Origin of the sequence: Kitasatospora griseola (genome assembly GCF_044999035.1) — a bacterium.
In the GTDB taxonomy this organism is placed as follows: Bacteria; Actinomycetota; Actinomycetes; order Streptomycetales; family Streptomycetaceae; genus Kitasatospora; species Kitasatospora griseola.
The window spans coordinates 86474-109860 of sequence record NZ_CP173360.1; the positions used below are offsets into that span (position 1 = coordinate 86474).

The window sequence follows — 23387 nt, forward strand, 5'->3', positions numbered from 1 at the left end:
CGATCATGCTCCCCCGGCTCACTCCTGCGCACCGCCCATCACGGCCGCCGGGGCCTGCCGCATCGCCACGGTCGCGGCCGCCAGCACCGTGGGAACGGTGAGCAGCGCAGCCGCGGCCGCGATCCACAGACAGGTCGCAACGGGGACGGTCGGCACCGGGCTCCCGGTGGCGGCCAGGCTGAACGCGACGGTGGTGGCGGCGGTGACGGCGCCACCGAGGAGCAGGCCGAGCGCAGCTGTCAGAACGGCCTCCAGGGCGACAACCCGCAGTACGTCCGGGCGAGTTGCACCGAGCAGCCGCAGCAGGGCGAACTCGCGGCGACGTTCGCCGGTCAGTGCGGCGAGGGTGGTGACGGTGGCGATCGCGCCGAACGAGCCGAGCAGGCCGAGCTCGGCCTGGCGCAGCCAGCTGTCGGTGGCGGAGGTGGCCCCGCCGGGCGGTCCGGCGACGGCGTGCAGAGCGGTGCCGGTCATGACGGCCATGGTGGCGGACAGGCCGCCGAGCAGGGCGATCGGCACGACGGCGGAGGCCGCCCGGCGGGCGTGTCCGCGCAGATTCACCTCGGCCTGCCATCCGGCGACGGGCAGCAGGGCACGCACGACCCGACCGAGCGGGACGGTCACCAGCGGGACGAGCAGCGGTCCGGCCAGCGCGACGCCGACGAGCAGGACGAGGGCACTGAGCAGGGTGGCCTGCGCGGCCTTGTCGACCTCGGCGGGCGGACGCGTCGCGGCGAGACGCACCAGCAACGCCCCGCCGGTGAACGCGGTGCCCGCGGCGAGCAGGCGAACGACGCCGGGCCTCCGGTCGGGGCCGGAGCCGTCGGTGAGAGCGGCGGCCGGGGTGGGCGCGGTGACCTGGCGGGCAGCCAGGGTGGCGGCGGCGGTGGCCACCAGCAGCGTCACCGCGACGGCGACCGCCGCGGCAGGCAGGACTCCGCCGATCCGGGCGTCGGGGGCGGCCATCGCCCGGTGCTGCAGCGCGGCGAGGAGGACCCGCGCGGCGGCGGCGCCGAGCAGTGCGCCGGGGACGGCGACGAGCACCACCGTCAACGCGGCCTGTCGCCGCACCAGTCGGCGGATCTGCCGGGGCGTGGCGGCGACGGTGCGCAGCAGCGCGAGGTCCCGGTACTGGTGCCGCAGGGCGAACCCGAGCGTGTTCAGCGCGACGAAGAACGCCACCAGCACAGTGATCTCCCCGAACGCCCCGACAATCACCCCCACTCCGGGCCCCCGCACCTCGCCCCGCCCACCACCGGCCCCCAACAGCGCCCCGAGCGCGGTGACCGTGGCCACCGCAAGCAGCAACGCCACCGCAAGCCCGGCGAACCCACCGGGCCGCCGCCGCAGTTGCCCCCACGCGAGCACCCCGATCACCGCTTCCCTCCCTCCGCCCCCGCGAGCGCGTCGGCGACCTGACGAGCCGTCGGGTGGTGGAGTTCCGTGACGAGTCGGCCGTCGGTGAGGAGCAGGACGCGGTCGGCGTGGGCGGCGGCGGTGGGGTCGTGGGTGACCATGACGCAGGTGGCGCCGTCGCGGTCGACGGTCTCGCGGAGGAGGTGGAGGATCCGGGCGCCGGTGGTGCGGTCGAGGGCGCCGGTGGGTTCGTCGGCGAAGAGGATGCGGGGGCGGGAGACCAGGGCGCGGGCGATGGCGACGCGCTGTTGCTGGCCGCCGGAGAGTTGGGCGGGGCGGTGGCGTTCGCGGCCGGCCAGGCCGACCCGGGCGAGGGCCTGGTGGACGGTGGCGCGGGGCGGACGGTGGCCGGCCATTCGGCCGGGGAGTTCGACGTTCTGGGCGGCGGTCAGGCCGGGCATCAGGTTGAACGCCTGGAAGACGAAGCCGACCTGTTCGCGGCGCAGGCGGGCGAGTCGGCGTTCGGGCAGGGCGTCGATCGGGGTGGGGCCCCACCAGATCCGGCCGCGGTCGGGCCGGTCCAGGCCGGCCAGGCACTGCAGCAGAGTGGTTTTGCCGGAGCCGGACGGGCCCATCACGGCGGTGAACGTCCCGCGCCGGAACTCCACCGTCACTCCGCGCAGCACGGGGATGTCGCTGCCAGCGCGCCGGTAGCCGCGGTGCAGTTCCTCGCCCCGGGCGGCGATCTCCGTCTCGGTACTCGTGGTGAAACTGGTCATGTCTTCATCGTGCGCGGCGCCCACCTGCCGTTTCGCCCGTGCCAGCACCCGTCTTCGGGGTTCGGAAAACCGCACCCCCGCCGTCGGAGGCACGGGCGTCCGCCCGTCGGAGGTACGGGCGCCCGCCCGTCGGGGCGAGTCGGCTGCCACGCCCGAGGCCCGTGCCACCAGCCAGCAGTGCGTCACGGCGGCCGTCCAGTCGGGCGTTCCGGCGGAGCTCGCGAAGCAGGCGTGCTCGCTCGCCGCGGCAGGTGACATCGACGAGTGCGTCGACCTGCTGGGCGGCTTAATGCCTGCGCCGCTCGCGCACATGGCCTGTTCGATGGCGACCGGGCTCGGCGGCCAGCCCGACCAGCAGGGGGCCGGGCGTGTTCTGACCGGGAGCTGACCCGGCTGCTCCGCCCCGCGACCTCGACGTGGGGCGGAGCTCTGTGCGCCGGAAGCACTCCCGATCGCCCGGGGGCGTGCCCGGCAGCACGGACGCCGGCGTGCGCCCGACCCGCCGTCAGGCCGCCGGCAGCCCGTCCATCCGGGCGAAGGTGCAGCCGCGGTCGAGCAGGCCCTCGATCACGCCCGGCAGGGCGTCCACGGTCTGCGAGCGGTCGCCGCCGCCGTCGTGCAGCAGGATCACCGAGCCGGGGCGGGTCTGTTCCAGGACGGCCCGGGTGATGGCTTCGGCGCCGGGCCGCGCCCAGTCGGTCGGTTCGACGTCCCACAGCACCACGGTGGTGTCGCCCTCGGTGAGCCGGCGCAGCACGTCGGGCGTGCGGGAGCCGTACGGGGGCCGGAACATCCGCGGGCCGTCCTCGCCGACGGCTCGGGCGATCGCCTCGTCGGTGCGCTCCAGCTGGGCGAGCACCTCGCCCCTGCCGAGGTCGGGCAGGTAGGGGTGGGACCAGGAGTGGTTGGCGATCTGGTGGCCGGCGGCGGCCATCCGTTCGAGTTCGGCGCGGTGCGCGAGGACGTGCAGGCCGACGCAGAAGAAGGTGGCGGGGACGGCGTACCGGTCGAGGACGTCCAGGATCCGGCCGGTGCAGGGCGGGTTGGGGCCGTCGTCGAAGGTGAGGGCGACCACCGGGCGTTCGCGGTGGCCGGAGACCAGGCAGCGACCGGCGCGGCGCATCCGCTCCAGGGCGGGGACGCTGGCGTCGATCTCGGCGGCCGTCTGCGCGGCGCGGTCGCCGAACGTGCCGGTCTCGACGGTCAGCCGGACCACCGCGTCCGGGTCGCGGAGTGCGGCGGCGGCGAGGTCCTCGGCCGGGACGGAGCCGAACGCGGGACGCGGCGGCAGCACCCACGGGTCGGCCCGGTACAGGGTCAGGCCGGCGTTGATCAGGCCGCCGTCCAGTATGCCGTTGGTGGAGTCGATCACGGTCGGCAGGCACTCGCCGGTGGCGGCGAACTCCCGTTGCAGGCCGAGCAGATGGTCGGTGAGTGCGCGGATCCGCCCGGTCGCGAACCGGGCGGGCGGGGCGGCGGCGCGGCCGTTCTCGTCGAGCACGGCGACCTCGAAGCCGGAGCCGGTCCAGGCGATTCCCGAACAGCGCATCATGGCCCCCTCGCCGCCGGTCGCGGCCGGGCGGCCGCGAGAACCGTCGGGAGCTTCCCGGAGCTGCTGACGACGCGTCAACCCCTGTGCGGGGAAACGGTGACGTGGCGAGGCGGCCCGCCGCGCACGGCGACGGGCCGCGCCGGCCGGCTCAGCGGCCGGAGATGCTGACCTTGCGGAAGTTCACCGGCAGGTTCGGGAAGCCGTCGCCGGGCGCGTTCTGGTCGTCCTCGCCACCGGCGGCGATCTTCTGCAGCACGTCGAGTCCGCCGGTGATCTGGCCGAACGGGGTGTAGTTGGGCCGCAGCTTGGTGTCCTTCCAGACGATGAAGAACTGGCTGCCGTTGGTGTCCGGGCCCGCGTTGGCCATCGCGACGGTGCCGGCCGGGTAGGTCGCCCCTTCGAGGTTCTCGTCGGGGAAGGAGTAGCCCGGGCCGCCGCTGCCGGTGCCGGTCGGGTCGCCGCACTGCAGGACGTACAGGCGCTGGGTGGTGAGGCGGTGGCAGTGGCTGCGGTCGTAGTAGCCGCGCTCGGCGAGGAACCGGAACGAGAAGGTGGTGCACGGGGCCTTGTCGGTCAGCGCCTTGAAGGTGATCGCCCCCTGGGTGGTGCGCAGGGTGGCGCTGTACGGCTTGGCCGCCTTCTTCGCGTCGAACACCGGGATGCCCTTGAAGTTGTCCGCCGGCACCGCGGGCGAGTACACGCACCCGGCGCCGGCGGTGGCTGCGGCGGCCGCCGGTTCGGCGGCCACCGCGGTGGTGGACAGCGCGAGCGGCAGGGTGGACAGGGCGGTGAGCAGCGCCCAGGACTTGCGCTTCATCTGGCGGCCTCCCCAACGGAGTTGATCATCCATCGGAATTGATCAGGGACCTGCCATATCTGCCCACTCCGGCCCCACCCACACCCGGGACCGCGCCTGTCGCACCCTTGCCGTTGCCTGCCGTTCCCTTGCGGGAGCGGTCAGAGCCCCCAGGCGGAGAACTCGGCGGTGGCGTTGTTGCCGCCGCCGCCGGCCGGCTGCGGGACGTAGAACTTCACGTCGGTGCCGTTGGAGTCGTAGCTGTTGGAGCCCACGTACGGGTTGTTCCAGTGGACCTGGATGCTCCGGCTGTTCAGGACCGGGTTGGCGCAGTTCTCGGCGAAGAACCGGGCGTAGCCCTCGGTGCCGGTGGCGAAGCCGTTCGACTCGGAGGCCCAGCTGCCCTGCTGCCCGTTGTAGATGTGCACCGGCGGGTCGAAGGTCCAGATGCCGTGCGAGAGCCACCAGTTCTCGCGGGTGAGGGTGCAGCCGGTCCAGTTGTTCAGCTTGACGGCAGTGCTGCGGGCGGCAGTCGTGACGGCCGGCGCGGCGGACGCCTTCGCGGTCTCGGTGGTGGTGGTGGCGGCCGAGGCCGTGCCGGTCAGCGCGAGCGCGAGCGCGGCGGCGGCCGTGACGGCGCCGGCGATGCGGACGTAGGTCCCCATGATTGTTCTCTCCCCCCTGGAGACGGCCGCCGGTCTCTCCGTCGGCCGTGTCACCACTGTGCGGCCTGGCAGTAAACCTGCAATGAACGAGCAATGACAGCGGCATTCATCGATCCGCCCCACCGCCCGGGCCCGCCTCGAAAGGGTGCCCGCGCGCGGCCCCGCCCGCACGCCCCCGGAGCGCGGTAGGCCCGGGGCCGCACCGCGGTGCGCCGGCGCAGGAACCGGCCGACGGGAAAAGGATCACGGCAGTGCACCCCCGAGAGAGGCGGATTCCCTTGGCCGGCGAGTTCCGGCGCAGCAAGCTCACCGGCATGTTCCTGGCGTTCGACACCGACCGGAACGGCCACCTGGACCAGGCCGACTTCCAGGACCTCACCGCCCGCTGGCACCGGTTGCCCCGGGTGGCCGGCGATCCGGAACTGGCGGGCCGGGTCTCGGAGGTGATGCTCGGCTGGTGGGACCACCTGTCCGCAGCCGCCGACCGCGACGGCGACGGCGACGGCGACGGCGACGGCAAAGTCGGCCTGGACGAGGTCCTCGCCACGGTGGACCGGCTGCCCGCGATGCTCGACTACGTCAACGCCACCTCCGACGCGGTCTTCGACGCGGTCGACGAGAACGGCGACGGCCGGATCTCCCGCGCCGAGCACCGTCGGCTGGTCGACACCTGGCACGGGCAGGAGGTCGACACCGCCGACGTCTTCGAGCTGCTCGACCGGGACGGCGACGGCTACCTCGGCCGTTCCGAATTCGCCCTGCTGTGGGCCCAGTTCTGGATCAGCGACAATCCGGCCGACCCGGGCAACCTGCTCTGCGGCCCGCTCCCCGGGTGACCGCGCCGACCCGTCCGCGAACTGTCCCGGGACTCTGTTGAACTCTGCATGTCCATGGATACCCTCTCCGCGGGGCGGCGCGGACCGCCCGCGCCGCGGAGGAGGGGTCGGGGTGGACACGCTCACCACTGAGGTCACATCGGAACTGGATCCTGCGCTGGCGGACCGGGTGACGGAGGCCCTGCTGCTGGCCGGCCTGCCGGTCGCGCACGGCGGCCACGGGCCCGGCGTCCACCTGCGGCCGGACGGCGCGGCGATCGTGCTGCGCTGGCTGGCCTCGCCCCGGCTGGAGGACGCGGCGACGGCGGGCGACGGACAGCGCCCGGCGGCGACGGCCCGTCAACTGGTCGCCGACGCGGTCGAGAACGCGCTCGCCGAACTGCTGCCCGCCCTCGGCCTCGACGCGGACCGCACCACCGTGCGCGGCGCCGCCGACCGCCCGGCCGTCGCACCGCCGGACGCGGATGCCCCGCCGCCGGTGGCCCCGGGCGTCCGGGCGGACATCGTCACGGCCGTCCGCCGCAGCGCGACCCTGGCGGGCCTGCCCGTGGCGGCCCGCCCGGGCGGCGCGGGCATCGTCCTGCACGCCGGCGACCCGGCCGGCCTGGCCGCCCTCGACTGGAACCCGTCCCCCCGTCTCCCCCGTCGGGACGGCGAACAGCCCGACACCCGCACCGCCGTCCAGAACGCCATGCGCCACGCCCTCGGCATCGCCCTCCGTGCCGCGGGCCTCGACCTCGCCTGGCACCGCCCCGCGGGCCGCCCGGCCCAACTCCGTGCCCACGGCCCGGCCGACCGCCCCTGACGGACCGCCACCCCCTGGGGAGCGGGCAGTACCCTCAGCGGGCGCGTCGAGCGTGCAGGTGGCCCTCGTTGGGGAAGGCCGGCGGCCGGGCGGGAAGGACCGCTTCGAGGGCGAAGCCGCAGCGATCGGCCACCCGGCACGACGCGTGGTTGCCCACGGCGTGGAAGAGCTCCAGCCGCGCCAACGGCACGGCGGAACCCTCGGCCAGGGCCCACCCGACGACGGCCTCCAGCGCGCGCGAGGCCAACCCCCGCCCGCGACCCCGGGCCGCCGTCCAGTAGCCCACTTCCGCGACGCCCTCGGCCCTGACCTTCACGTTCACGTGGCCGACCGGCGGGCCGAAGCCCGCGCCTCCCTCCTCCTGAACGGCGAAGCCGAACGCCGTCCCGGCGGCCCAGCTCCGGCGCCGGCCGTCGATCCAGCGCCGGGCATCGGCCTCGTCGTCGATCACGGTCAGCAGCCAGCGGCGCATCGTCGGGTCCCGGTGCGCCGCCACCAGGGCGTCGACGTCGTCGACCTGCCAGGGGCGCAGCCGCAGGGCGGGCAGGCCCGCGGTCGGTTGCACCGACAGCAGGACGCCCACCCGGTGCTCCGATCGACTCCTCCGGTCAACTTCCCGACCGATGCCATCTGTTGACGGAACGTCAGTCACGGCTCACCCGGACCCCGCCGACCAGCCCCCAGGCCGCGACATGCACGGTCGGGCCGCCGGCGACGGTCGGGCCGTCGTCGCTGACGCCGCCGAGGCGGATGCCGGTGACCTTGACCCGGACGTCGGGGCGGACCCGGAGGTGGACGCCGCCGACCAGGCTGAGCTTGGTGATGCGCAGTTCGGCGCCGTCGGGGATGTCGACGTCGGTGAGGTCGATGTCGGCGCCGCCGACCAAGGAGGCGGTCAGGGTGCGGGTGTGGATCTCCGCGCCTTCGAGGCGGGTGCCGCCGATCAGGCTGATGTGCACGTCAGTTGTGTCGTTCCCCGGGTTTGTCATGGCCGTCACCCTAGGGAATGTCGGGTGATCTTGGAAGTGGTGCACGACGGGCACCAGGCCCGAATGTCAGTGCGACACGAGACCATACGTGCATGAACGACACCGCTCTGCTCTCCCCCGGCGCCTACGCCGATGCCGTCGCCACCGCCGTCGCGGCCGCGGCCGCCTACTACGGCGACGGGTCCACCCCGTTGGGCGACGACGAGTACGACGCCCTGCTGCGGGCGATCGCCGGCTACGAGGAGGAGCACCCGGACGAGGTGCTGCCGCAGTCGCCGAGCGGCAAGGTGGCGGGTGGCGCGGTGCAGGGCGATGTGCCGCACAGCGTGCCGATGCTGTCGTTGGACAACGTCTTCTCGGTGGAGGAACTCGCCGACTGGGCGGCATCCTTGGAGCGCCGGCTGGGCCGTCCGGTGGCGGCCTGGTGCGTGGAGCCGAAGCTGGACGGGCTGGCCGTCGCGGCCCGCTACCGGGCGGGTCGGATGCACCGGCTGATCACCCGCGGCGACGGCCTGACGGGCGAGGAGATCAGCCACGCGGCGGGCGACGTGCTGGGCCTGCCGGCCGTCCTGGCCGAGCCGGTGGACGTCGAGCTGCGCGGCGAAGTGCTGTTCACCCGTGAGCAGTTCGACCGCGCCAACGAGGTCCGCACCGCGCACGGCGCGCTCCCGTTCGCCAACCCGCGCAACGGCGCGGCGGGCACGCTGCGCGCCAAGGACCGCCCGTACCGGGTGGAGCTGACGTTCTTCGCGTACGGCGCCGTCGGCTTCGGCGAGGAGGAGCTGGCGCACAGCGCGCTGCTGGCCCGCCTGGCCGAGCTGGGGGCGAACACCGCAGCGACCACGGACGCGGCGCCGGTGCGCTGTGTGACGGTCGATCAGGTGCAGGAGCGGGTGGCGCAGATCGAGGCGATGCGGGCGGCGCTGCCGTTCGGCATCGACGGTGTGGTGATCAAGGCGGACGAGGCGGCGGACCAGCGCGAGGCGGGCAACGGTTCGCGGGCGCCGCGCTGGGCGGTGGCCCGCAAGCTGGCCGCCGAGCACAAGGTGACCACCCTGCTGGGCGTCGAGTGGAACGTGGGCCGCACCGGAATCATCGCGCCCCGGGCGGTGCTGGAGCCGGTGGTGATCGACGGCGTGACGGTGACGTACGCGACGTTGCACAACCCGGCCGACATCGAGCGGCGCGGTCTGATGCTGGGCGACCGGGTGTTCGTGCACCGCGCGGGGGACGTCATTCCGCGGGTGGAGGCGCCGTTGGTGGAGCAGCGCACCGGCGCGGAGCGGCCGATCGTCTTCCCGGCGGCGTGCCCGCGCTGCGGGGAGGCGATCGACACGAGCGAGCAGCGCTGGCGGTGCAGCCGGGGCCGCAACTGCCAGGCGGTGGCGTCGATCATCTACGCGGCGGGCCGCGACCAGTTGGACATCGAGGGTCTCGGCTCGACCCGCGCGGTGCAGCTGGTGGAGGCGGGCCTGGTGGCGGATCTGGCGGACGTGTTCACGCTGACGCGGGAGCAGTTGCTGGCGCTGGAGCGGATGGGCGACACCTCCACGGACAATCTGCTGGCGGCGATCGACGCGGCCCGCAGCCAGCCGCTGCACCGGGCGTTCTGCGCGCTCGGCATCCGCGGCACCGGCCGCAGCATGTCGCGCCGGATCGCCGCGCACTTCGGCTCGATGGCGGCGATCCGCGCGGCGGACGCCGAGACGCTGGCGGCGGTGGACGGCATCGGCCCGGAGAAGGCCCGCCTGCTGGTGACCGAACTCGCCGAGCTGGCCGACCTGTTGGACCGGCTGGCCGCGCAGGGCGTGGGCACCGCCGTCACCGAGCCGCAGGCCCCGCCGGCCGCCGACGAGCCCGCCGGGGCGGGCGGCCCGCTGGCAGGTCAGGCGGTGGTGGTGACGGGCAGCATGACGGGTCCGCTGGCGGAGCTGTCCCGCAACGAGATGAACGAGCTGATCGAGCGGGCCGGCGGCAAGTCCTCGTCCTCGGTGTCCAAGCGCACCACGCTGCTGGTGGCGGGCGAGAAGGCCGGCTCGAAGCGTGCGAAGGCCGAGGAGCTGGGCATCCGGATCGTCTCCCCGGACGAGTTCGCCGCCCTGGTCGCGGAGCACCTGCCGCAGACCTGATCAACGGCGTGCCGATCAGCGCGATCGCGCCGGTCACGGGGTGCGGTCCAGGGTGCAGCGGCGTTGGAACCACAGGGCGACGGCCATCAGCGCGGCGGGCAGGGCGGTGAAGCCGAGCAGCAGCGCGTCCAGGGCGGTGCCGCTCTGCGCGGCGGTGTGGCCGCCGGTGCTGGAGACGAAGCCGCCGAGGGCGAGGACGGCGGAGTACAGGTAGGGGCCGACGGCGGTGCCGGTGGCTTCGGTGGCGGTCCACACGCCGGTGTAGGCGCCGGCTTTGACGGAGCCCGCGCCGTTGACGGCGTCGGACAGCATCGAGAACGCGAACAGCTGCAGGCCGGAGAAGGCTATGCCCATGGCCATCACGACGACGGCGGTGAGCGCGGTGCCGGCGCCACCGCCGAGCCGGGCGCCGGGCAGCAGGGCGAGCGAGCCGGCGGCGAACACGGCCTGCGAGAGCAGCAGTCCGCGCTGTTTGCCGATCCGCCGCGACCAGGCGCTCCAGCCGGGGCCGGCGAACATCGCGGGGGCCAGGAACAGCCCCATGAACAGCGCCGTCAGCTTGGCGTTGTGGAACAGGTACTGGGTGACGTAGGGCAGCGCGGCCAGGAACAGGTGGGTGGTGGTGCCGGTGAACAGGTACGACAGCACCAGGGCGCGGAAGTCGCGGTCCCGGCCGGCGATCCGCAGGTCGGCGAGGGCGGAGTGGCGCGAGCGCATCCTGGCGACCGCCACCCGCCTGTTCGCCGAGCGCGGGTACGACGCCACCAGCACCCGCGCGATCGGCGACGCGGTCGGGCTGAACATCGCCACCGTGTCCTACCACGTGGGCGCCAAGCCGGAGTTGTACCGCGAGGTGATGCGCCGCGCGCACCTGGCCCAGCGCGAGGTGGTGACCGCGGCCGTCCGCCGGCTGCACGCCTGCGGGCCGTCGCCGGAGGAGACCCGGGCGGCGCTGCTCGCCTTCGTGGACGCCTACCTGTCGTTCTGCCTGGGCCACCCCGAGGTGCCGGCCCTGTGGATGCGCCGCTGGCTGGCCGAGGGCGCCGATCTGGCCGACATCGAGACCGAGTTCGCGGGCCCGCTGGTCGCCGAGGTCGCCGCCGCCGTCCGCGAGGTGCTCGACCGGGCCGGCCTGGGTTCGGGCGTGGACGTCGAGATGCTGGTCTTCACCATCGTCTGGACGTCCCACTCCTTCGGCCAGGCCGGCGTCATCGACCCGGCCGGCCGCCGCCTGGGCCCGCTCGACCTGCCGGTCCTCGACCGCTTCCGCCGTCACCTGCACACGGTCGTCAACGGCGTCCTGGACCAGCAGCCCTGACGGTCCGTCAGCTCTTCCGGGCCGGGTTCTCCGGGGCCGGACCCTCCGGGGCCCGGCTCTCGGGGCCCCGGCTCAGCACCGCCGCGAACACCAGCGGTGCGAGCACCTGGTAGCCGATCCACACCTCCCCGCCCGCGCTGCTGCCGCCGCGCGCCAGCAGCAGGCCGACGGCGGCGGTCAGCACCCATCCGGTGTCGTAACCGATCATCAGCCGGGTGAACGTGCGCGCCGGCCGCCGCCGCACGAACCGGATCTCGGCCTCGCCGCAGATCAACAGGGCCACCCCGCAGCAGATCATCAGCCATGGCGCGACGCCGAGTTGGCGGCCGACCTGCACCGCCCCGAGTCCGAACACCGCTGCCAGCAGCACCTTGAAGGCACCGTCCGCCACGATTCCCGCCGTCATGTTCCTCGCCATGCGAGCACCCCTCCCCGAGTGGTTTCTCGTAACCAGATTACGAGCATAATCAGCTTATGCGAATGACGAGGGCCGAGGCCAAGGAACGCAACCGCCGGGCACTGCTGGACGCCGCCCTCCAGCTGGTCTCCCGGGACGGCTACCGGGCGAAGCTGGACGAGATCGCCCGGCTCGCCGGAGTGACCACCGGAGCGGTGTACTCGCTGTTCGGCAGCAAGAACGGCCTGGTGGTGGCCGTGGTCGCCGACCATCTGGGCCCGCACTACGCGGAGCTCGAACAGGCCCTGCCGCCCGAACTCGACCTGCCGGCAGCGGTCGACGCCTTCGCCCGCCACTACCGTCGCGGCTGCGACGCCCCCGACGCGATGGCCGCGCTCTCGCTCCAGGTGACCCTGCTGGACATGGCGGTGCACGACGCCGACCTGCGCACCCGGCTGGCCGATTCGATCCGCGCCCAGGAGGCGCAGCTGGTCGAGCTGTTCACCGGACGTCGGCACGGCGACCGCACCGTGACGGCGAATCAGGCGCAGCGCCTGGTCAGCGCACTGCGGGCGCTGTTCGTCGGCCTCACCCAGGGCGTGGTGCTCGGCCTCGCCGACACCGCCGACGAGCAGTTCTTCGCGGACGCCGCCCGGGCACTGACCCAACTCGCCTGACCCGTCCGGGATTTCCCCACCGGTCCGACCAACCTGAACACCACTGTTCAACTTACCCGGTTCTCTGATATCCCTTAACCCGTACACCACTGTTCGAGTTACTGGGGGTCCTCCATGCACGGCGTCTCGCACCACCCACCGTCCACCCACCCGCCGACCGCCGCACACCCGCGCCGCCGACTGCTGCTCGGGGTGCTATGCCTGGCCCAGTTCATGCTGATCGTGGACATCACGGTGATCAACGTCGCGCTGCCCGCCATCGGCGCCCACCTGCACCTCGGCCGCTCCGCGCTCACCTGGGCGGTCACCGCGTACACGCTCTGCTTCGGCGGGCTGATGCTGCTGGGCGGGCGGCTCGCCGACGCGTTCGGGGCGCGCCGGATGCTGACGGTCGGCCTGCTCCTGTTCACCGCCGCCTCGTTGACGGCCGGACTCGCCGACGGTCCCGCCCCGCTGCTGGCCGGGCGGGCCGCGCAAGGGGTGGGGGCGGCGCTGGTCTCGCCGGCCGCGCTGGCCGCACTGACCCGGGCGTTCGACGGCCCCGAGCGCACCAGGGCGCTCGGCGTGTGGGCGATGCTCGGCGGGATCGGCTTCGCGGCGGGCGCGATGCTCGGCGGACTGCTCACCGCCGGACCGGGCTGGCACTGGGTGTTCTTCGTCAACCTGCCGGTCGGCCTCGCCGTCCTCGCCGCCCTGCCCGCACTCCTCCCGCCCGCCCCGGCCGCCGGCGACCGGCGGATCGACCTGCCCGGGGCGCTGCTGGTCACCGCCGCCACCGGCGCGCTGATCCTCGGCCTGGTCAACGCCGGTGACCACGACTGGAGTTCGGCCTCCGTGCTGCTGCCGTCCCTCGGTTCGGCGGTGCTCTACGGCCTGTTCGTCCTGCTGGAGCGCCGGACGGCCGCCCCGCTGCTGGACGTCCGCCTCCTGGCCCGCCGCCCGGTCGCCGCCGGGTCCCTGCTGATGCTGGTCGCCACCGCGCTGCTGCTCGGCCTGGTCTTCCTCGGCTCGCTCTACCTGCAGGAGGTCCGCCACCTGTCCGCGCTCGCCACCGGCGCGCTGGTCCTGCCGATGGCGGCGGGCACCGCCGTCGCCGCACACCTGACGGGCCATCTGCTGGCCCACGCGGGCGTCCGGACCGTCGCCGCGGGCGGCCTGCTGCTGGCCGCGGCCGGGAGCGGGCTGCTCGCGGTCACGGACGGGCCGCTCTGGACCGTCGCCGGGCTGACGCTCGCCGCGTTCGGCGTCGTCCCGGTGCTGGTCTGCGCGACCACCACCGCGCTCGGATTCGTCCCGCACGAGGAGGCGGGCGTCGCCTCCGGCGTGGTCAACACCTTCCACGAGGTCGGCGGCGCGATCGGCATCGCGGCCGCCTCCACCGCCGCCGCCCCGGGCATCGTCGCCCACACCTCCGCCGGTTTCCCCGCCGCCCACCTGACCCTCGCCGCCGCCGCCCTCCTCGCGGCCGCCCTCACCCCGGCCCTCGTCCCCCCGGGCCGAGCGGAGCGACCGGCGGGGATGCACGCGCACTGAGACACCCGCTCCCGCGCGGGTGCGGCGGACGGGCAGCGGGCCGGGTGCAGTGGGGCGGCCTGCTCTTCGAGGGGGCGGAAGGGTCGGTCGACGTCGCACGCCCCCAAGCCCCGTGGCACCCTTCGACTCTCCCGCCCGAAGCCGGTCGGACCGACGAACCGCTCGCGCACCGCGCGCGGCGGGACGGGCTCGCGCCGGATCACCGAGCCGGGCTCCGCCCGCTTCCACCCGGGCCCGATCGCACCGACGCACAACTCCCCCGACTCCCGCGCCATCCGGCCGGTCGGCCGCCCCCGTACTCCGCGCAGCGCGCCGGCCTCCCCCACGCCCCCGCAGGATCCGGAAGAGACGGGCCTAGACTCCCCTCATGGACTCCGATCAGCGCCGCTCCGCCACGCCCACCCGGCGGGGCGGCTCCGGGCAGCCGCGGCGGGCCGATGCCGAGCGCAACATCGCCGCGATCCTGGCCGCCGCCGCCGGCTGCTTCGCCCGTGACCCGCAGGCCAGCATGGCCGAGATCGCCGCCGCGGCGGGCGTCGGCCGGGTCACCCTGTACGCGCACTTCCCGTCGCGGGAGGCGCTGCTCGGCGAGTTGATGGACCGTGCGCTGCGCGAGGTCACGGCCACGGTCGCGGCCCGGAAACTGGCGGCCTCACCGGCCGATGAGGCCCTGCGCACCCTGCTGCGCTCGTCCTGGCACCTGCTCGACCGCAACCTGCGGATGCTGCACGCCGCACGCCGCGCCCTGCCCGCGGAGACCGTCGAGGACCGGCACGCCGACATCCTTGCCACCGTCGAGCAGTTGATCACCCGCGGGCAGGACGAGGGCGTCTTCCGTACCGACCTGCCCGCCCACTGGCTGGTCACCAGCGTCTACACGCTGATCCTCGCCGCGGGCGACCAGGTCGAGTCCGGCCGTTTCACCTCGGCCGAGGCGCTGGCCGCCCTCGAAGCGACCGTCGCCTCGGCCGTACGAGCGGACTGACGGAACGTCAGTTCCGGTCGCGCGGGCGCTCCCACTCCTCGGGCTCGTCCGGCCCGTACTCGGCCTCGGACTGCTCGCGCAGCTTCACCGCCCGCTTCTCGGACGCGGCGCGCTCCTCCGGCGACATGTTCTCCGCCGCGGTCCGCATCTCCCCGAGCCGCGCCCCGATCGCCGAGAGGTACCGGTCGGACTCCACCACGTCCCGCATCCCGATCCGCCCGCTCAGCACCTCCCGGGCCATCTGCTGGAGCTCCGGCCCGACGCCGTCCGTCTTCGCGATCGTCCGCAGCGCCCGGTGCAACTCCGCGGCCTGCGCCGGGTTGTCGGCGACGTCGAGCAGTTCCTCGTCCGAGATCTCCGGACCGTCCAGCTCGCGATCGTCTGCTGCGCCCATGGCTTTTTCCCCTCGGAATCGGTGATCAAGAGATCATAGTCCCCGCCCCGAGGACGCGTCATGTGCCGCGCCCCCGGACCGGTCAGGCCTCGAACTCGCCGACCCAGCTGCCCAGCAGGACGTGCTTCGGCAGGTAGTCCGACTCGATCTCCACGTTCAGGCCGGCGTCCCGGGCCAGGCAGGCGATGCCCATCAGCGGCAACGAGACCAGCGAGTCGGCGCCGTCGGCGCGCTCCTCGTCCGCCGTGAAGTACTCCCGGTGCAGCTCCAGCGCCCGCTGCATCGCCTCCGCGAACTTCTCCTCGTCGCGCTGCACCAGCCGGTAGAACGCCGCGATCGGCGGATACAGCACCTTCAGCAGGATCTCCCGATCCGCAACCGTCGCCACCTCCGGGTCCGTCCCGTCGATCGCCGCGAGCAGGTGCTCCATCAGATCCGCATCGGCCCGCCAGTACGCCTGCACCGCAGCGATCCACGCGTAGACGAACTCGTCGAACACCGCACCGTAGGCGCGCAGTTGATCCACCGTCACGGTGCACAGCTCGTCCATCCGACGCTTGTCCCGGCAGGCCGCGGCCAACCAGAACGCCGTGAGCCAGTTGCCTGCGTGGGTGTCACCGCACGGGCCCGAGGCCGGAATCGACCTGACCTTCCCCTCGAATCCGATCCGGCACTGCGTCGAGCCGTCTGCCTGCAACGCCGCGAACATCGCCGAGCTCGCCTGCATCGCCGCCACCCACGCGTGCCAGCTTTCGAGCTGCTGCGCGGTCGGGTCGGCCAGCGAGCGGTTCTTCAGCAGCGCGTCGGCCATGGTCAGCACGCCTTCGAGGCGGAACATGGTCAGCGGCTCCGCCTCCATCCCCTCGCCGAGAATCCTGGTGGCCGTCTCCAACCAGGCGTCCAGGTTCTGCTGATCGGCCTCGTGCCGGACCACTGCGACCCTCATTGCAGGCTCCCCTCCTGAGCGGAAACGTCAATGTTGAAATGCTTCATGCGATAGCCATCATACTGACCGCCGTCGACGCGGGCCTGCACCATGACGTAGTCGACCTTTCCGTCCTCCATCGCGGCCCTGAGCCGTGTCATCAGCTCCAATTCGACGATGTCCTTCTTCCCTCTTTTCGCCATCTCCCCGAGAATTGCCTTGAAATAGTCCGGATGACCCTGCATCACCTGTCGTCCGTCCAGCGCACGCCGGTCGCCGAGGCTCGCCGTCGGGGCCTTCGCCTCGACCACCACGAAGCTCCCGTCCGGGCGTTCCCAGATCTGGTCGAAGCGGTTGTTGCCGTCCTTCCGGTCGTCCACCCGGGTCGCGTCGGGGAAGTTCTCCGGGACGGCGTGGAACTCGGCCACCTGGTCGCCCAGTTCCTCGCCGGCCTTGCCCATTTTGTGGTGCGGGTCCTTGTGCGCCTCTTTCAGGCGCTCGTATTCCTTCTTGGCGTCGTCGTCGTTCTTGTCCGCCTCGTGTGCGTCCTTCGCCTCCTTGAGTTTCTCCTCCGCCACGCGGTCCGCGGCGAGGGCGGCCTCGCGCTTGGTGATCGCGTCCTCGATCTTCTGGGCACGCTCACGGTCGGCGGGGACGGCGGCTTCGCGCAGCACCTCCCGATCGTGGTGGTAGTCCTCGGCGGCCGGCGGCGGGGCGTCCTGGGCGGCCACCCAGCGGTCGTGGTTGTCGGGGTCGGCGGCCCAGTCGGGGTTCTGGCGGAGCTGCGGGATCTCGTTCCCGTTCTCGTCCTTCATGCCGATGAACTTGCGCGAACCGACCACGTTGTAGTGCTTCTTGAACCACTCGGGGTCGTTGTTGGCGTTCGCCACCTGGGCGCGGACGCGCTGCCGTTCCGCGTCGTCGTTGTAGCGGCCGTCCGGCGGCGGGTCGGTGGACGTGTCGTCGGCGCCGGCCGGCCGTTCCGGGGCGCGGCGTTCGTCCTCGTGGATCCGTGACGGATCGGTCTCGGGGCTCGCGGCGGGCGCGGCCGGACGGCGGTTCGGGTCGAGCGGGACGGCGAAGACGCCGTTGGAACCGTCGTGCAGGGGCTGGTCGCTGCGGCGGCCGGTCTGCGCGTCGATGTAGGTGATCCGGCCCTGGTGGTTGACGGCGTTCCAGGCGTGGGAGCGCCCGTCCCGGTCGGTGGTGATGATCACCGCCTGCGCGCCGTGACCGTTCTTGCGCAGGACGTCCTCGAGCCGGCGGTACGCGTCCGGGCCGTCGCCGAAGTCGGAGAAACGGGCGCCGAGAGCGTTCTCGATCCGGTCCCGGCCACCGCGCTCGCCCAGCGGCGAGGGGTTGCCGTCGCCGTCGTGGTCGGGTGTGCGGGCGGCCGCGGGGGTCGGGTGCCCGGAGTACGTGTCGACGGTGGCGAGGGCGACGTCCACGCAGTTGTTGGTACGCCCCGGCCCGTTCGGGTCATGACCGTTGATCGCACCGGGCCAGTCGCCGTCGTGCGGGTCGGGATGCCGCTGCGGAGTCCCGTCGGGATGCTGCGGGACGGCATCCCGCACCCGCTCGTGGTCCCGCGCATCGGGCTCGAGCAGACCACCGGGACCCCCGAGCGGCCGATCCGCAGCAACGGGCCGGTACGGCGGCTGATCGCCGACCGGTCCTCGCTCCGGTGCATTCTCGTGCTCCGGGCGGGAGTTGACGCCGGACGAGTCCCCCTTCGACCGATCGGCCACCGGATCCTTCGGGGCGTTCCCCTCGGAACGTGCGAGATCCGCCGGCCGGTGCGAGTCCGCCCGCGACGGATCCGAACCGGCGGCGGGACCGGGACGGGACGGGGACCCGTGCTCGGGGCGTGCCGAATCGGTCGGTCGGTGCGAGTCCGCCCGCGACGAACCCGGACCGGAGCCGACGTCCGGCCGGGACAGATCCGCTGGCCGCCGAACATCCGCCCGCGACGAACTTTCACCCGAGGCGGCATCCGGGCGAACCGGAGACCGGTCCTCGGGGCGTGCCGTATCCGTCGGTCGGTGCGAATCCGGCCGCGACGAACCCGGACCGGAAGCCACGTCCGGCCGGGACGGGGATCGGTGCACCGAGAAGGCCGCGCGCGGGTCGGGACGTGTGCCGGTGCCGCGGTCGGCGGCCGGGCGCGGGGGGACGGGCGCGCCGGAGGGAGTCTCTGGGGCGGTGCGGCGCTGTGCCGGAACGCCGGGCGCCGGACTTTCACCGGGTGGCCTGCCCGCGGCCGGTGTGCCGGTGTGGGTCACTCCGACGGGCCCGGTGACGCCGCCGGTGGGGGCCGGGTGTTCGGCGGTCGGCGGGGCAGTCGCGGTGCGATGTTCGCTGGCGGAGGGCGGAGTCACGGTCGCGGTCGCGCCGAGCCCTGCGGTGTTGAGGTGGGGAGCGGGCGCCGCCGGATCGGCGAACGCGCTGCGCGGATCGACCCGGGCCGGCTCGGTCGCCGCCGCAGGCACCCCGGCTCGACCGTCCTCCGACGGCACGACATCCGGACGCGAAGGGGCCGGAGCACTGCCTGCCCGGTCGGTGCCGACAACCGAAGCCGACGACACGTCAGAAACCGCGCCACGACCCTGCCCGACCTCCGAACCACCCGGGCCCGCGGCCACATCGCGCGACGACGCCACAGGCTCGCCCACCGGATGCGCGGCAGTCTCAGTACGGCCCGGAGCCGACTGCCCTTGAGCAGGGACACCCTCCGCACCACCACGCAAAGGCGCCTGACCGGGTATCTCCTCGGCCCGTGCCGCCCGAGTGCCGGACCGGTCCGCCGTTGACGATCCGTCAGTGATGGTGTCGTGCGCGGGCGCAGTCGGGCGGGCGTCCGTCGGGTTCGGCTGTGCGCTCGGTGTGGTCGCGGTGGTCGCGGTGCTCGCATCGGCCCGCGCCGGGGCATCCCCGCCGGAGTGCGAACCGGGTGCCGGGGTCCCGGCCACGGGAGTGCTCGGCCCGTCCGCAGCCCGAACACCCGACGGCCGGTCAACGCCCGCACCATCGCCGGCCGGGACTCCGTTCGTGTTCGGCGCGGCCTGCTGACCGCCGTCGGCTCCGGCGTGACCCGAGCCCTCCGCACTCGTCCGCGACGGACCGGCGTCGTGTGCCGACGGCTGGTGGTCGGTGCCGACGCGGGTGCCGAACGGGTCGAGCGCCGGACCGCTCTCCGCTCGCGGCGGACGCGGCGCCGCCGTCGACCGGCCCCCACCGTCCACCCCGTGGTCCGACCCACCGCCGGACGAACTGATCGTCGGACCGCTGCCACCCGCACCGTGCTGCGAGGGCCCGCCGCTCGACGAACTCCCGCCCGACGACGCCGAACCGCTGCCGCCGGAACCCGATCCCGAGCCCGAGCCCGAGCCCGTCCCGGAGGACCCCTCTCCCCCGCCCCCGGAGCGGTCGCTTCCACCACCGTCCGAGGACGACGACCCGTCCGAGCCGTGCCCGCCCGACGACGACGAATCCCCGCGTCCGGCGGCATGGTCGATGCCACTGCGCGCATGCCCACCGGCACGCGAGCCCGCTCCGTCCCGCAAGGCCTCCTTGAAGGTCTCGCCGGAGTTCTTCACCGCGTCGGTGAAGTCCTCGGCGCCGCGCTTCGCCGTCCGCCCCAGGTCATAACCACTCTGCGCACCGAAGTTCTGATTCACCGTCTGCGCGATCAGATCACTGATCATCCCCTGAATCGCCGACACCGCCGGCTCCTTCAAGGTCTCCATGATCGCTTCCATCAACGCCTGCCGAAGCTCCTTCAACAGACGCCGCACGATCATCCTCGTCGCCGCCGTCGCCCCCGCCGCACCCAACTCCGACAGACCCAACGTGAACGGCGCAGCAGCCTGAGCAGCGATCAACTCCACCGCCAACGCCACCAACTGCGCGATCACCGCCACCTTGCACGCGACCACGATCACCGCCGCAGCCTCGAACGCCCCGGCGATCAACCGCGCCGCCATCGCCGCATCCGCCAGATACCCGTCCGAACCCCCACCCGAGAACTTCCCCCAGGTCGCCCGGAACGCATCCACGCTGTCACCCGAGTTGCTCGACAGCACACCGTTCGCCGCACTCACACCCCGGTAGTGCAACTCGTCCACCTGGTCCGCGAAGTCCCGCCAGACCCGCGCCGACTCCCGCAACTTGTCCTCGTCCGCGGTCGGCCAGTCGAAGCCCAGCATCTCCAGGACCCACTCGACACTGTCCGGCAACATCAGCGACATGACGTCGTCCCCCCTGTGGTGCTTCAGCCCTGCCCCGAGTGGTTGGTCAACTCATTCGCACCCAATCCGAGTTGACCATGGGATCATAGTCTTCTCCCAAAGGGCTCGTAATATCGTCCCCCGGACTCCCTGGCCCGTCTGCCCGTACCGCCGCCTGTCGAGGAGCTATTCGTGATCACCGAGGAGCACGCCCTCCGTACCGCCGACGCCTGGTTGAACACCGCCGGCGCGAGCCGACGGGAGGTCAGGCACCGTGAGTTCGACCTCGGTTGGGTGGTGTGGGCGGCCCCGGCCGCGCCGGAGCGTGATCCGGTGACCGGGGAGCGGCGGCCGCCGGCGGATCTCGGCGAGGGGTGCGGGGTGGTGGACCGGGCCACCGGGAAGTTGTCGGCGTGGTCGTCCGTGCCGGTGGACGAGGTGATCGAGGCGTACCGCGAGCGTCTGCGGCCGGTGGTCGGGCCGGGGAACCGGTTGGTCGCCACGTACCTGGACGGGGCGGGCCAGGAGGGGCGGGTGGAGCTGGTGTCGGCGCCGGGGCTGGCACCGGTGGAGTTGCGGCTGCCGGCCGAGTTGTCCCGCCTGGGCGTGCCGGCCGGGGCGGTGCGCAGTGTGCACACCGCGCTGCGTCCGGCGACCCTGCCGGGCGGCTACCCGGCGGTGGTGTTGGAGCGCGAGTTCCCGGACGCGGTGCACTCCTGCGACCACCCGTACGGCATCTCGGCTGCCGAACGCGCCGAGGGCGTCGCGGCGTTGACGGCATCGCTGCGGCCGCAGCCGCGGCCCAACCGGCGGCCGGCGCCGGGGCCGGACGCGGTCGTCCCTGCGGAGCCGGTCCGCGATGTCGCGCTCGGGCGTCGACTGCCGGGCGTGCTGGGCGAGGTGCTCCGGTTCGACGCCGACGATCCGCTGCGGGCCGGTCTGCCGTCGGACACCTGCGCCACGCTGACCTGGGCGGGGCTGCCGGTGGAGGTGCCGCTGCTGTTCACGGCGGACCGGACGGATCCGCCACCGGCCGGTGGGCTGTTCGCGGATCTGCGGACCGCGCTCACGGCCGCCGGCTCGACACTGGACCCGCAGGTGCTGGAGGTGCTCGCGGGCTGGAACCGGATCGGTTCGGACGGGCTGTGCGTGATCGCGGTGCAGCGCGAGGGCCAGGAGGCGGGTTCGGTCTGGGCGGTGCACCCGCGCACGGGCAGCGGACGCTTCGTCAACTCCTCGCTCTCCGGGTATCTGCGGTCCCTGCTGCTGGTCGCCGAGGCCCGCGCGGCGATGGTCGGCCTGGACCCGATCGCGGCGGGGACGGCGGTGGCCGGGCTCCAGGAGGCGCTGGTGGCGGTCGACCCGGCGGTGTTCCGCGCCGAGTCCGCCTGGTGGTCGGTGCTGGTCGAGCAACTGTGGCACGGCCTGCTCTGAGCCCGCTGACCGCTGACCGGCCGCCCGCCCCTCTCCTCCGTCAGATCGCGGCGTCGAGCCGGGCCGCGGTCTCCGCGACGGCGTGGCCCCAGCGGGGGGCGCCGGCGGTCAGGCGGGCGCGCAGGCCGCGCAGTTCGTGGCGGACCAGGGCAGGGAGGGCGGCGGGCGGGGTGTCGAGGAGGGGGGTGAGGGTGGCGACGGCGGTGTGCGGGTCGTCCTGGCAGAGGTGGCAGTCGGCGATGCGGGCAGTCAGCATGGCGCGGGCGGCGGGGAGTTCGCCGGTGCCGAGCAGGTCGAGCGCGGTGTGCGCGGCGACGAGGGCGCGGCGGGCGAGGCGGGGGTCGTTGCTCGCGACCGCGAGGTCGCGCAGGGCGGCGGCGGACCCGGATTCGATCCGCATCCGCAGGGCGGCCGGGGTGAGCCAGGGGACCAGGTAGGAGGCGTCCTCGGGCTGGTCGAGGTGGAGCCGGGCCCGGCCGAGGTGGCGGACGGTGGCCCGGACGTCGCCGGCCAGGGCGGTGGCCCGGGCCTCGCCGATCTGGGAGAGCGCGCCGGACCAGTGGTGTCCCGGTGCGGCATGACGGATCTCCCGGGCGTAGGCGCGGGACGAGTACGGGTCATCGTCGAGCAGGCCGAGCACGGCCATGTCGCTGAGCGCGGCGACCTGGGTGGCGGGGTCGCCGGCCAGCACGGCCCAGCCGACGGCGCGGTCGAAGCAGGCCATCGCGGTGGCGGGGCGTCCGCCGTGCAGGCGCAGGCTGCCTGCGGCGTGGGCGTGTTCGGCGGCGAGACGGGCGAGCACGCGGCGGTGCCGGGTGGGGGCGTCGGCGAGCCGGGCGATCACGGCGCGCAGCGTGGCCTCGATCACCGCGCCGGGGCCCCGTTCGCCCATCGCCCGTTCCGCGCTGTGGAGTTGGGCGCCGAGGACGGCGGCGAGGGCGTGCACGGTGTCGGTGTCGAGCGGCGCGGCGGGGTTGTCGCAGAACGCCGCGTGCAGCGCCAGCGCCGTTTCGGGGGGCGGGAGTTGGCAACCGGCGGCACCGTGCAGCGGGCACTGCAGGTCGTGGTGGGGCAGCCTGGTCGGGCAGTGGTCGGCGGCGACGGGCCCCGTCGCACTGTCGCCGGGCGGCAGCGGGGGGCGCAGCAGGTGGGCGGGCACGACGGGGCGGTCCGCCTCGGCGGTCTCGGCGCGTCCGTAGCAGCGGGTCAGTTCGCCGCTGGTGGAGAGGAGTTCGTCGAGCCGGCGGACGAGTCGGGGGGTGGCACGGCGGGCGCCGTGTTCGAGGCGGCTGACGGCGGTGTGGTCGTAGCCGACGGCGGCGCCGAGTTGGGCCTGGGTCCAGCCGGCGTGGCGTCGCCAGTGGCGCAGGAGTGCGCCGAACTCCTGCCAGCCGCCGCTGCCCGTGGCGATGTCGAGGCCACTGCTGCTGTCCGGCGTCGCGACCGGGTCGATTGCGCCCAGCATTCGCCGCTACCTCCCCGAAGGCTCCGCTGCGCCCGCCCGTGCGGGGGGCGGTATCGAGACCGTACCAACCGACCCTGGCTGCGTACATGGCGTGGTCTGTACCAATTGTTTGCCAACTTGGTTCGA

Annotated in this window: 22 protein-coding genes; 9 read left to right on the forward strand and 13 right to left on the reverse strand. The window is 73.8% G+C overall.

Annotated features, from left to right (window positions below; genetic code table 11):
- Window positions 1–18 precede the first annotated feature (18 nt).
- Both ACI1MP_RS00465 and ACI1MP_RS00470 read right to left on the reverse strand, forming a co-directional pair.
- Entirely contained in the window at window positions 19–1377 is a 1359-nt protein-coding gene (locus tag ACI1MP_RS00465) for an FtsX-like permease family protein (protein WP_404867316.1), read from the reverse strand.
- Window positions 1374–2135, reverse strand: a complete 762-nt coding sequence (locus ACI1MP_RS00470) for an ABC transporter ATP-binding protein (RefSeq protein ID WP_404867317.1) — start codon at window positions 2133–2135, stop codon at window positions 1374–1376. Before ACI1MP_RS00470 ends, ACI1MP_RS00465 begins: the two co-directional genes overlap by 4 nt.
- On the opposite strand from ACI1MP_RS00470, the gene ACI1MP_RS00475 reads away from it, so the two are divergent.
- On the forward strand, window positions 2122–2523 hold the full coding sequence (locus tag ACI1MP_RS00475) for a hypothetical protein (protein WP_404867318.1): 402 nt from the start codon (window positions 2122–2124) through the stop codon (window positions 2521–2523). The genes ACI1MP_RS00470 and ACI1MP_RS00475 overlap by 14 nt on opposite strands.
- A 117-nt stretch (window positions 2524–2640) precedes the next feature.
- On the opposite strand, the gene ACI1MP_RS00480 is transcribed toward ACI1MP_RS00475, so the two are convergent.
- From ACI1MP_RS00480 to ACI1MP_RS00490, 3 genes are all read right to left on the reverse strand, one after another.
- Entirely contained in the window at window positions 2641–3684 is a 1044-nt protein-coding gene (locus tag ACI1MP_RS00480; RefSeq protein ID WP_404867319.1) for a polysaccharide deacetylase family protein, read from the reverse strand.
- A gap of 151 nt (window positions 3685–3835) precedes the next feature.
- Entirely contained in the window at window positions 3836–4504 is a 669-nt protein-coding gene (locus ACI1MP_RS00485; RefSeq protein WP_404867320.1) for a peptidylprolyl isomerase, read from the reverse strand.
- Between the two features lie 140 nt (window positions 4505–4644).
- On the reverse strand, window positions 4645–5148 hold the full coding sequence (locus ACI1MP_RS00490; RefSeq protein ID WP_404867321.1) for a hypothetical protein: 504 nt from the start codon (window positions 5146–5148) through the stop codon (window positions 4645–4647).
- 278 nt (window positions 5149–5426) lie between these two features.
- On the opposite strand from ACI1MP_RS00490, the gene ACI1MP_RS00495 reads away from it, so the two are divergent.
- Both ACI1MP_RS00495 and ACI1MP_RS00500 read left to right on the forward strand, forming a co-directional pair.
- Window positions 5427–5984 (forward strand): EF-hand domain-containing protein, encoded by a 558-nt coding sequence (locus ACI1MP_RS00495; protein WP_380330533.1) that lies wholly within the window; start codon window positions 5427–5429, stop codon window positions 5982–5984.
- A 112-nt stretch (window positions 5985–6096) separates the two neighbouring features.
- The gene (locus tag ACI1MP_RS00500; protein ID WP_100584112.1) at window positions 6097–6789 is read left to right on the forward strand and encodes a hypothetical protein; all 693 of its coding nucleotides are present in this window, start codon (window positions 6097–6099) and stop codon (window positions 6787–6789) included.
- Between the two features lie 34 nt (window positions 6790–6823).
- Here ACI1MP_RS00500 and ACI1MP_RS00505 read toward each other — a convergent pair whose 3' ends face one another.
- Entirely contained in the window at window positions 6824–7372 is a 549-nt protein-coding gene (locus tag ACI1MP_RS00505; protein WP_404867322.1) for a GNAT family N-acetyltransferase, read from the reverse strand.
- Between the two features lie 61 nt (window positions 7373–7433).
- The gene (locus ACI1MP_RS00510; RefSeq protein WP_380330542.1) at window positions 7434–7778 is read right to left on the reverse strand and encodes a hypothetical protein; all 345 of its coding nucleotides are present in this window, start codon (window positions 7776–7778) and stop codon (window positions 7434–7436) included.
- A gap of 92 nt (window positions 7779–7870) precedes the next feature.
- Here ACI1MP_RS00510 and ligA point away from each other — a divergent pair, with 92 nt between their 5' ends.
- Window positions 7871–9907: an NAD-dependent DNA ligase LigA gene (gene ligA, locus ACI1MP_RS00515; RefSeq protein ID WP_404867323.1), complete on the forward strand. Its 2037-nt coding sequence runs from the start codon at window positions 7871–7873 to the stop codon at window positions 9905–9907.
- A gap of 33 nt (window positions 9908–9940) precedes the next feature.
- On the opposite strand, the gene ACI1MP_RS00520 is transcribed toward ligA, so the two are convergent.
- On the reverse strand, window positions 9941–10711 hold the full coding sequence (locus ACI1MP_RS00520; protein ID WP_404867324.1) for an MFS transporter: 771 nt from the start codon (window positions 10709–10711) through the stop codon (window positions 9941–9943).
- Here ACI1MP_RS00520 and ACI1MP_RS00525 point away from each other — a divergent pair.
- Window positions 10644–11225 carry a TetR/AcrR family transcriptional regulator gene (locus ACI1MP_RS00525; protein ID WP_404870743.1) on the forward strand — a complete coding sequence of 194 codons (582 nt, stop codon included), beginning with the start codon at window positions 10644–10646 and terminating at the stop codon, window positions 11223–11225. The genes ACI1MP_RS00520 and ACI1MP_RS00525 overlap by 68 nt on opposite strands.
- Before the next feature lie 7 nt (window positions 11226–11232).
- On the opposite strand, the gene ACI1MP_RS00530 is transcribed toward ACI1MP_RS00525, so the two are convergent.
- Window positions 11233–11643, reverse strand: coding sequence for a hypothetical protein (locus tag ACI1MP_RS00530; RefSeq protein WP_404867325.1), 411 nt, complete (start codon window positions 11641–11643; stop codon window positions 11233–11235).
- Between the two features lie 62 nt (window positions 11644–11705).
- Between ACI1MP_RS00530 and ACI1MP_RS00535 the strand changes: the two genes are divergently transcribed.
- The 3 genes from ACI1MP_RS00535 to ACI1MP_RS00545 all read left to right on the forward strand — a co-directional run bounded on the left by ACI1MP_RS00535 (window position 11706) and on the right by ACI1MP_RS00545 (window position 14817).
- Window positions 11706–12299, forward strand: coding sequence for a TetR/AcrR family transcriptional regulator (locus tag ACI1MP_RS00535; protein WP_387999259.1), 594 nt, complete (start codon window positions 11706–11708; stop codon window positions 12297–12299).
- Window positions 12300–12413: 114 nt separating this feature from the next.
- On the forward strand, window positions 12414–13832 hold the full coding sequence (locus tag ACI1MP_RS00540; RefSeq protein WP_404867326.1) for an MFS transporter: 1419 nt from the start codon (window positions 12414–12416) through the stop codon (window positions 13830–13832).
- A gap of 367 nt (window positions 13833–14199) precedes the next feature.
- Window positions 14200–14817: a TetR/AcrR family transcriptional regulator gene (locus ACI1MP_RS00545; RefSeq protein ID WP_404867327.1), complete on the forward strand. Its 618-nt coding sequence runs from the start codon at window positions 14200–14202 to the stop codon at window positions 14815–14817.
- Window positions 14818–14824: 7 nt separating this feature from the next.
- On the opposite strand, the gene ACI1MP_RS00550 is transcribed toward ACI1MP_RS00545, so the two are convergent.
- From ACI1MP_RS00550 to ACI1MP_RS00560, 3 genes are all read right to left on the reverse strand, one after another.
- On the reverse strand, window positions 14825–15211 hold the full coding sequence (locus ACI1MP_RS00550) for a hypothetical protein (protein WP_100584123.1): 387 nt from the start codon (window positions 15209–15211) through the stop codon (window positions 14825–14827).
- Between the two features lie 82 nt (window positions 15212–15293).
- Window positions 15294–16157 (reverse strand): immunity 49 family protein, encoded by an 864-nt coding sequence (locus tag ACI1MP_RS00555; protein WP_404867328.1) that lies wholly within the window; start codon window positions 16155–16157, stop codon window positions 15294–15296.
- Entirely contained in the window at window positions 16154–20260 is a 4107-nt protein-coding gene (locus ACI1MP_RS00560) for a toxin glutamine deamidase domain-containing protein (protein WP_404867329.1), read from the reverse strand. The genes ACI1MP_RS00555 and ACI1MP_RS00560 overlap by 4 nt, the downstream gene beginning before the upstream one ends.
- A gap of 294 nt (window positions 20261–20554) precedes the next feature.
- On the opposite strand from ACI1MP_RS00560, the gene ACI1MP_RS00565 reads away from it, so the two are divergent.
- On the forward strand, window positions 20555–21796 hold the full coding sequence (locus ACI1MP_RS00565; protein WP_404867330.1) for an SUKH-4 family immunity protein: 1242 nt from the start codon (window positions 20555–20557) through the stop codon (window positions 21794–21796).
- Between the two features lie 40 nt (window positions 21797–21836).
- On the opposite strand, the gene ACI1MP_RS00570 is transcribed toward ACI1MP_RS00565, so the two are convergent.
- The gene (locus ACI1MP_RS00570; protein ID WP_404867331.1) at window positions 21837–23261 is read right to left on the reverse strand and encodes a helix-turn-helix domain-containing protein; all 1425 of its coding nucleotides are present in this window, start codon (window positions 23259–23261) and stop codon (window positions 21837–21839) included.
- Window positions 23262–23387 lie beyond the last annotated feature (126 nt).

What these genes read in the sequence shown, in the direction of transcription:
- ACI1MP_RS00540 (WP_404867326.1), top strand. Translation starts at nt 12,414, where the DNA reads ATGCACGGCGTCTCGCACCACCCACCGTCCACCCACCCGCCGACCGCC.
- ACI1MP_RS00535 (WP_387999259.1), top strand. Translation starts at nt 11,706, where the DNA reads ATGACGAGGGCCGAGGCCAAGGAACGCAACCGCCGGGCACTGCTGGAC.
- ACI1MP_RS00545 (WP_404867327.1), top strand. Translation starts at nt 14,200, where the DNA reads ATGGACTCCGATCAGCGCCGCTCCGCCACGCCCACCCGGCGGGGCGGC.
- ACI1MP_RS00480 (WP_404867319.1), bottom strand. Translation starts at nt 3,684, where the DNA reads ATGCGCTGTTCGGGAATCGCCTGGACCGGCTCCGGCTTCGAGGTCGCC.
- ACI1MP_RS00490 (WP_404867321.1), bottom strand. Translation starts at nt 5,148, where the DNA reads ATGGGGACCTACGTCCGCATCGCCGGCGCCGTCACGGCCGCCGCCGCG.
- ACI1MP_RS00530 (WP_404867325.1), bottom strand. Translation starts at nt 11,643, where the DNA reads ATGGCGAGGAACATGACGGCGGGAATCGTGGCGGACGGTGCCTTCAAG.
- ACI1MP_RS00485 (WP_404867320.1), bottom strand. Translation starts at nt 4,504, where the DNA reads ATGAAGCGCAAGTCCTGGGCGCTGCTCACCGCCCTGTCCACCCTGCCG.
- ACI1MP_RS00570 (WP_404867331.1), bottom strand. Translation starts at nt 23,261, where the DNA reads ATGCTGGGCGCAATCGACCCGGTCGCGACGCCGGACAGCAGCAGTGGC.
- ACI1MP_RS00520 (WP_404867324.1), bottom strand. Translation starts at nt 10,711, where the DNA reads ATGTTCAGCCCGACCGCGTCGCCGATCGCGCGGGTGCTGGTGGCGTCG.
- ligA (WP_404867323.1), top strand. Translation starts at nt 7,871, where the DNA reads ATGAACGACACCGCTCTGCTCTCCCCCGGCGCCTACGCCGATGCCGTC.
- ACI1MP_RS00550 (WP_100584123.1), bottom strand. Translation starts at nt 15,211, where the DNA reads ATGGGCGCAGCAGACGATCGCGAGCTGGACGGTCCGGAGATCTCGGAC.
- ACI1MP_RS00510 (WP_380330542.1), bottom strand. Translation starts at nt 7,778, where the DNA reads ATGACAAACCCGGGGAACGACACAACTGACGTGCACATCAGCCTGATC.
- ACI1MP_RS00555 (WP_404867328.1), bottom strand. Translation starts at nt 16,157, where the DNA reads ATGAGGGTCGCAGTGGTCCGGCACGAGGCCGATCAGCAGAACCTGGAC.
- ACI1MP_RS00470 (WP_404867317.1), bottom strand. Translation starts at nt 2,135, where the DNA reads ATGACCAGTTTCACCACGAGTACCGAGACGGAGATCGCCGCCCGGGGC.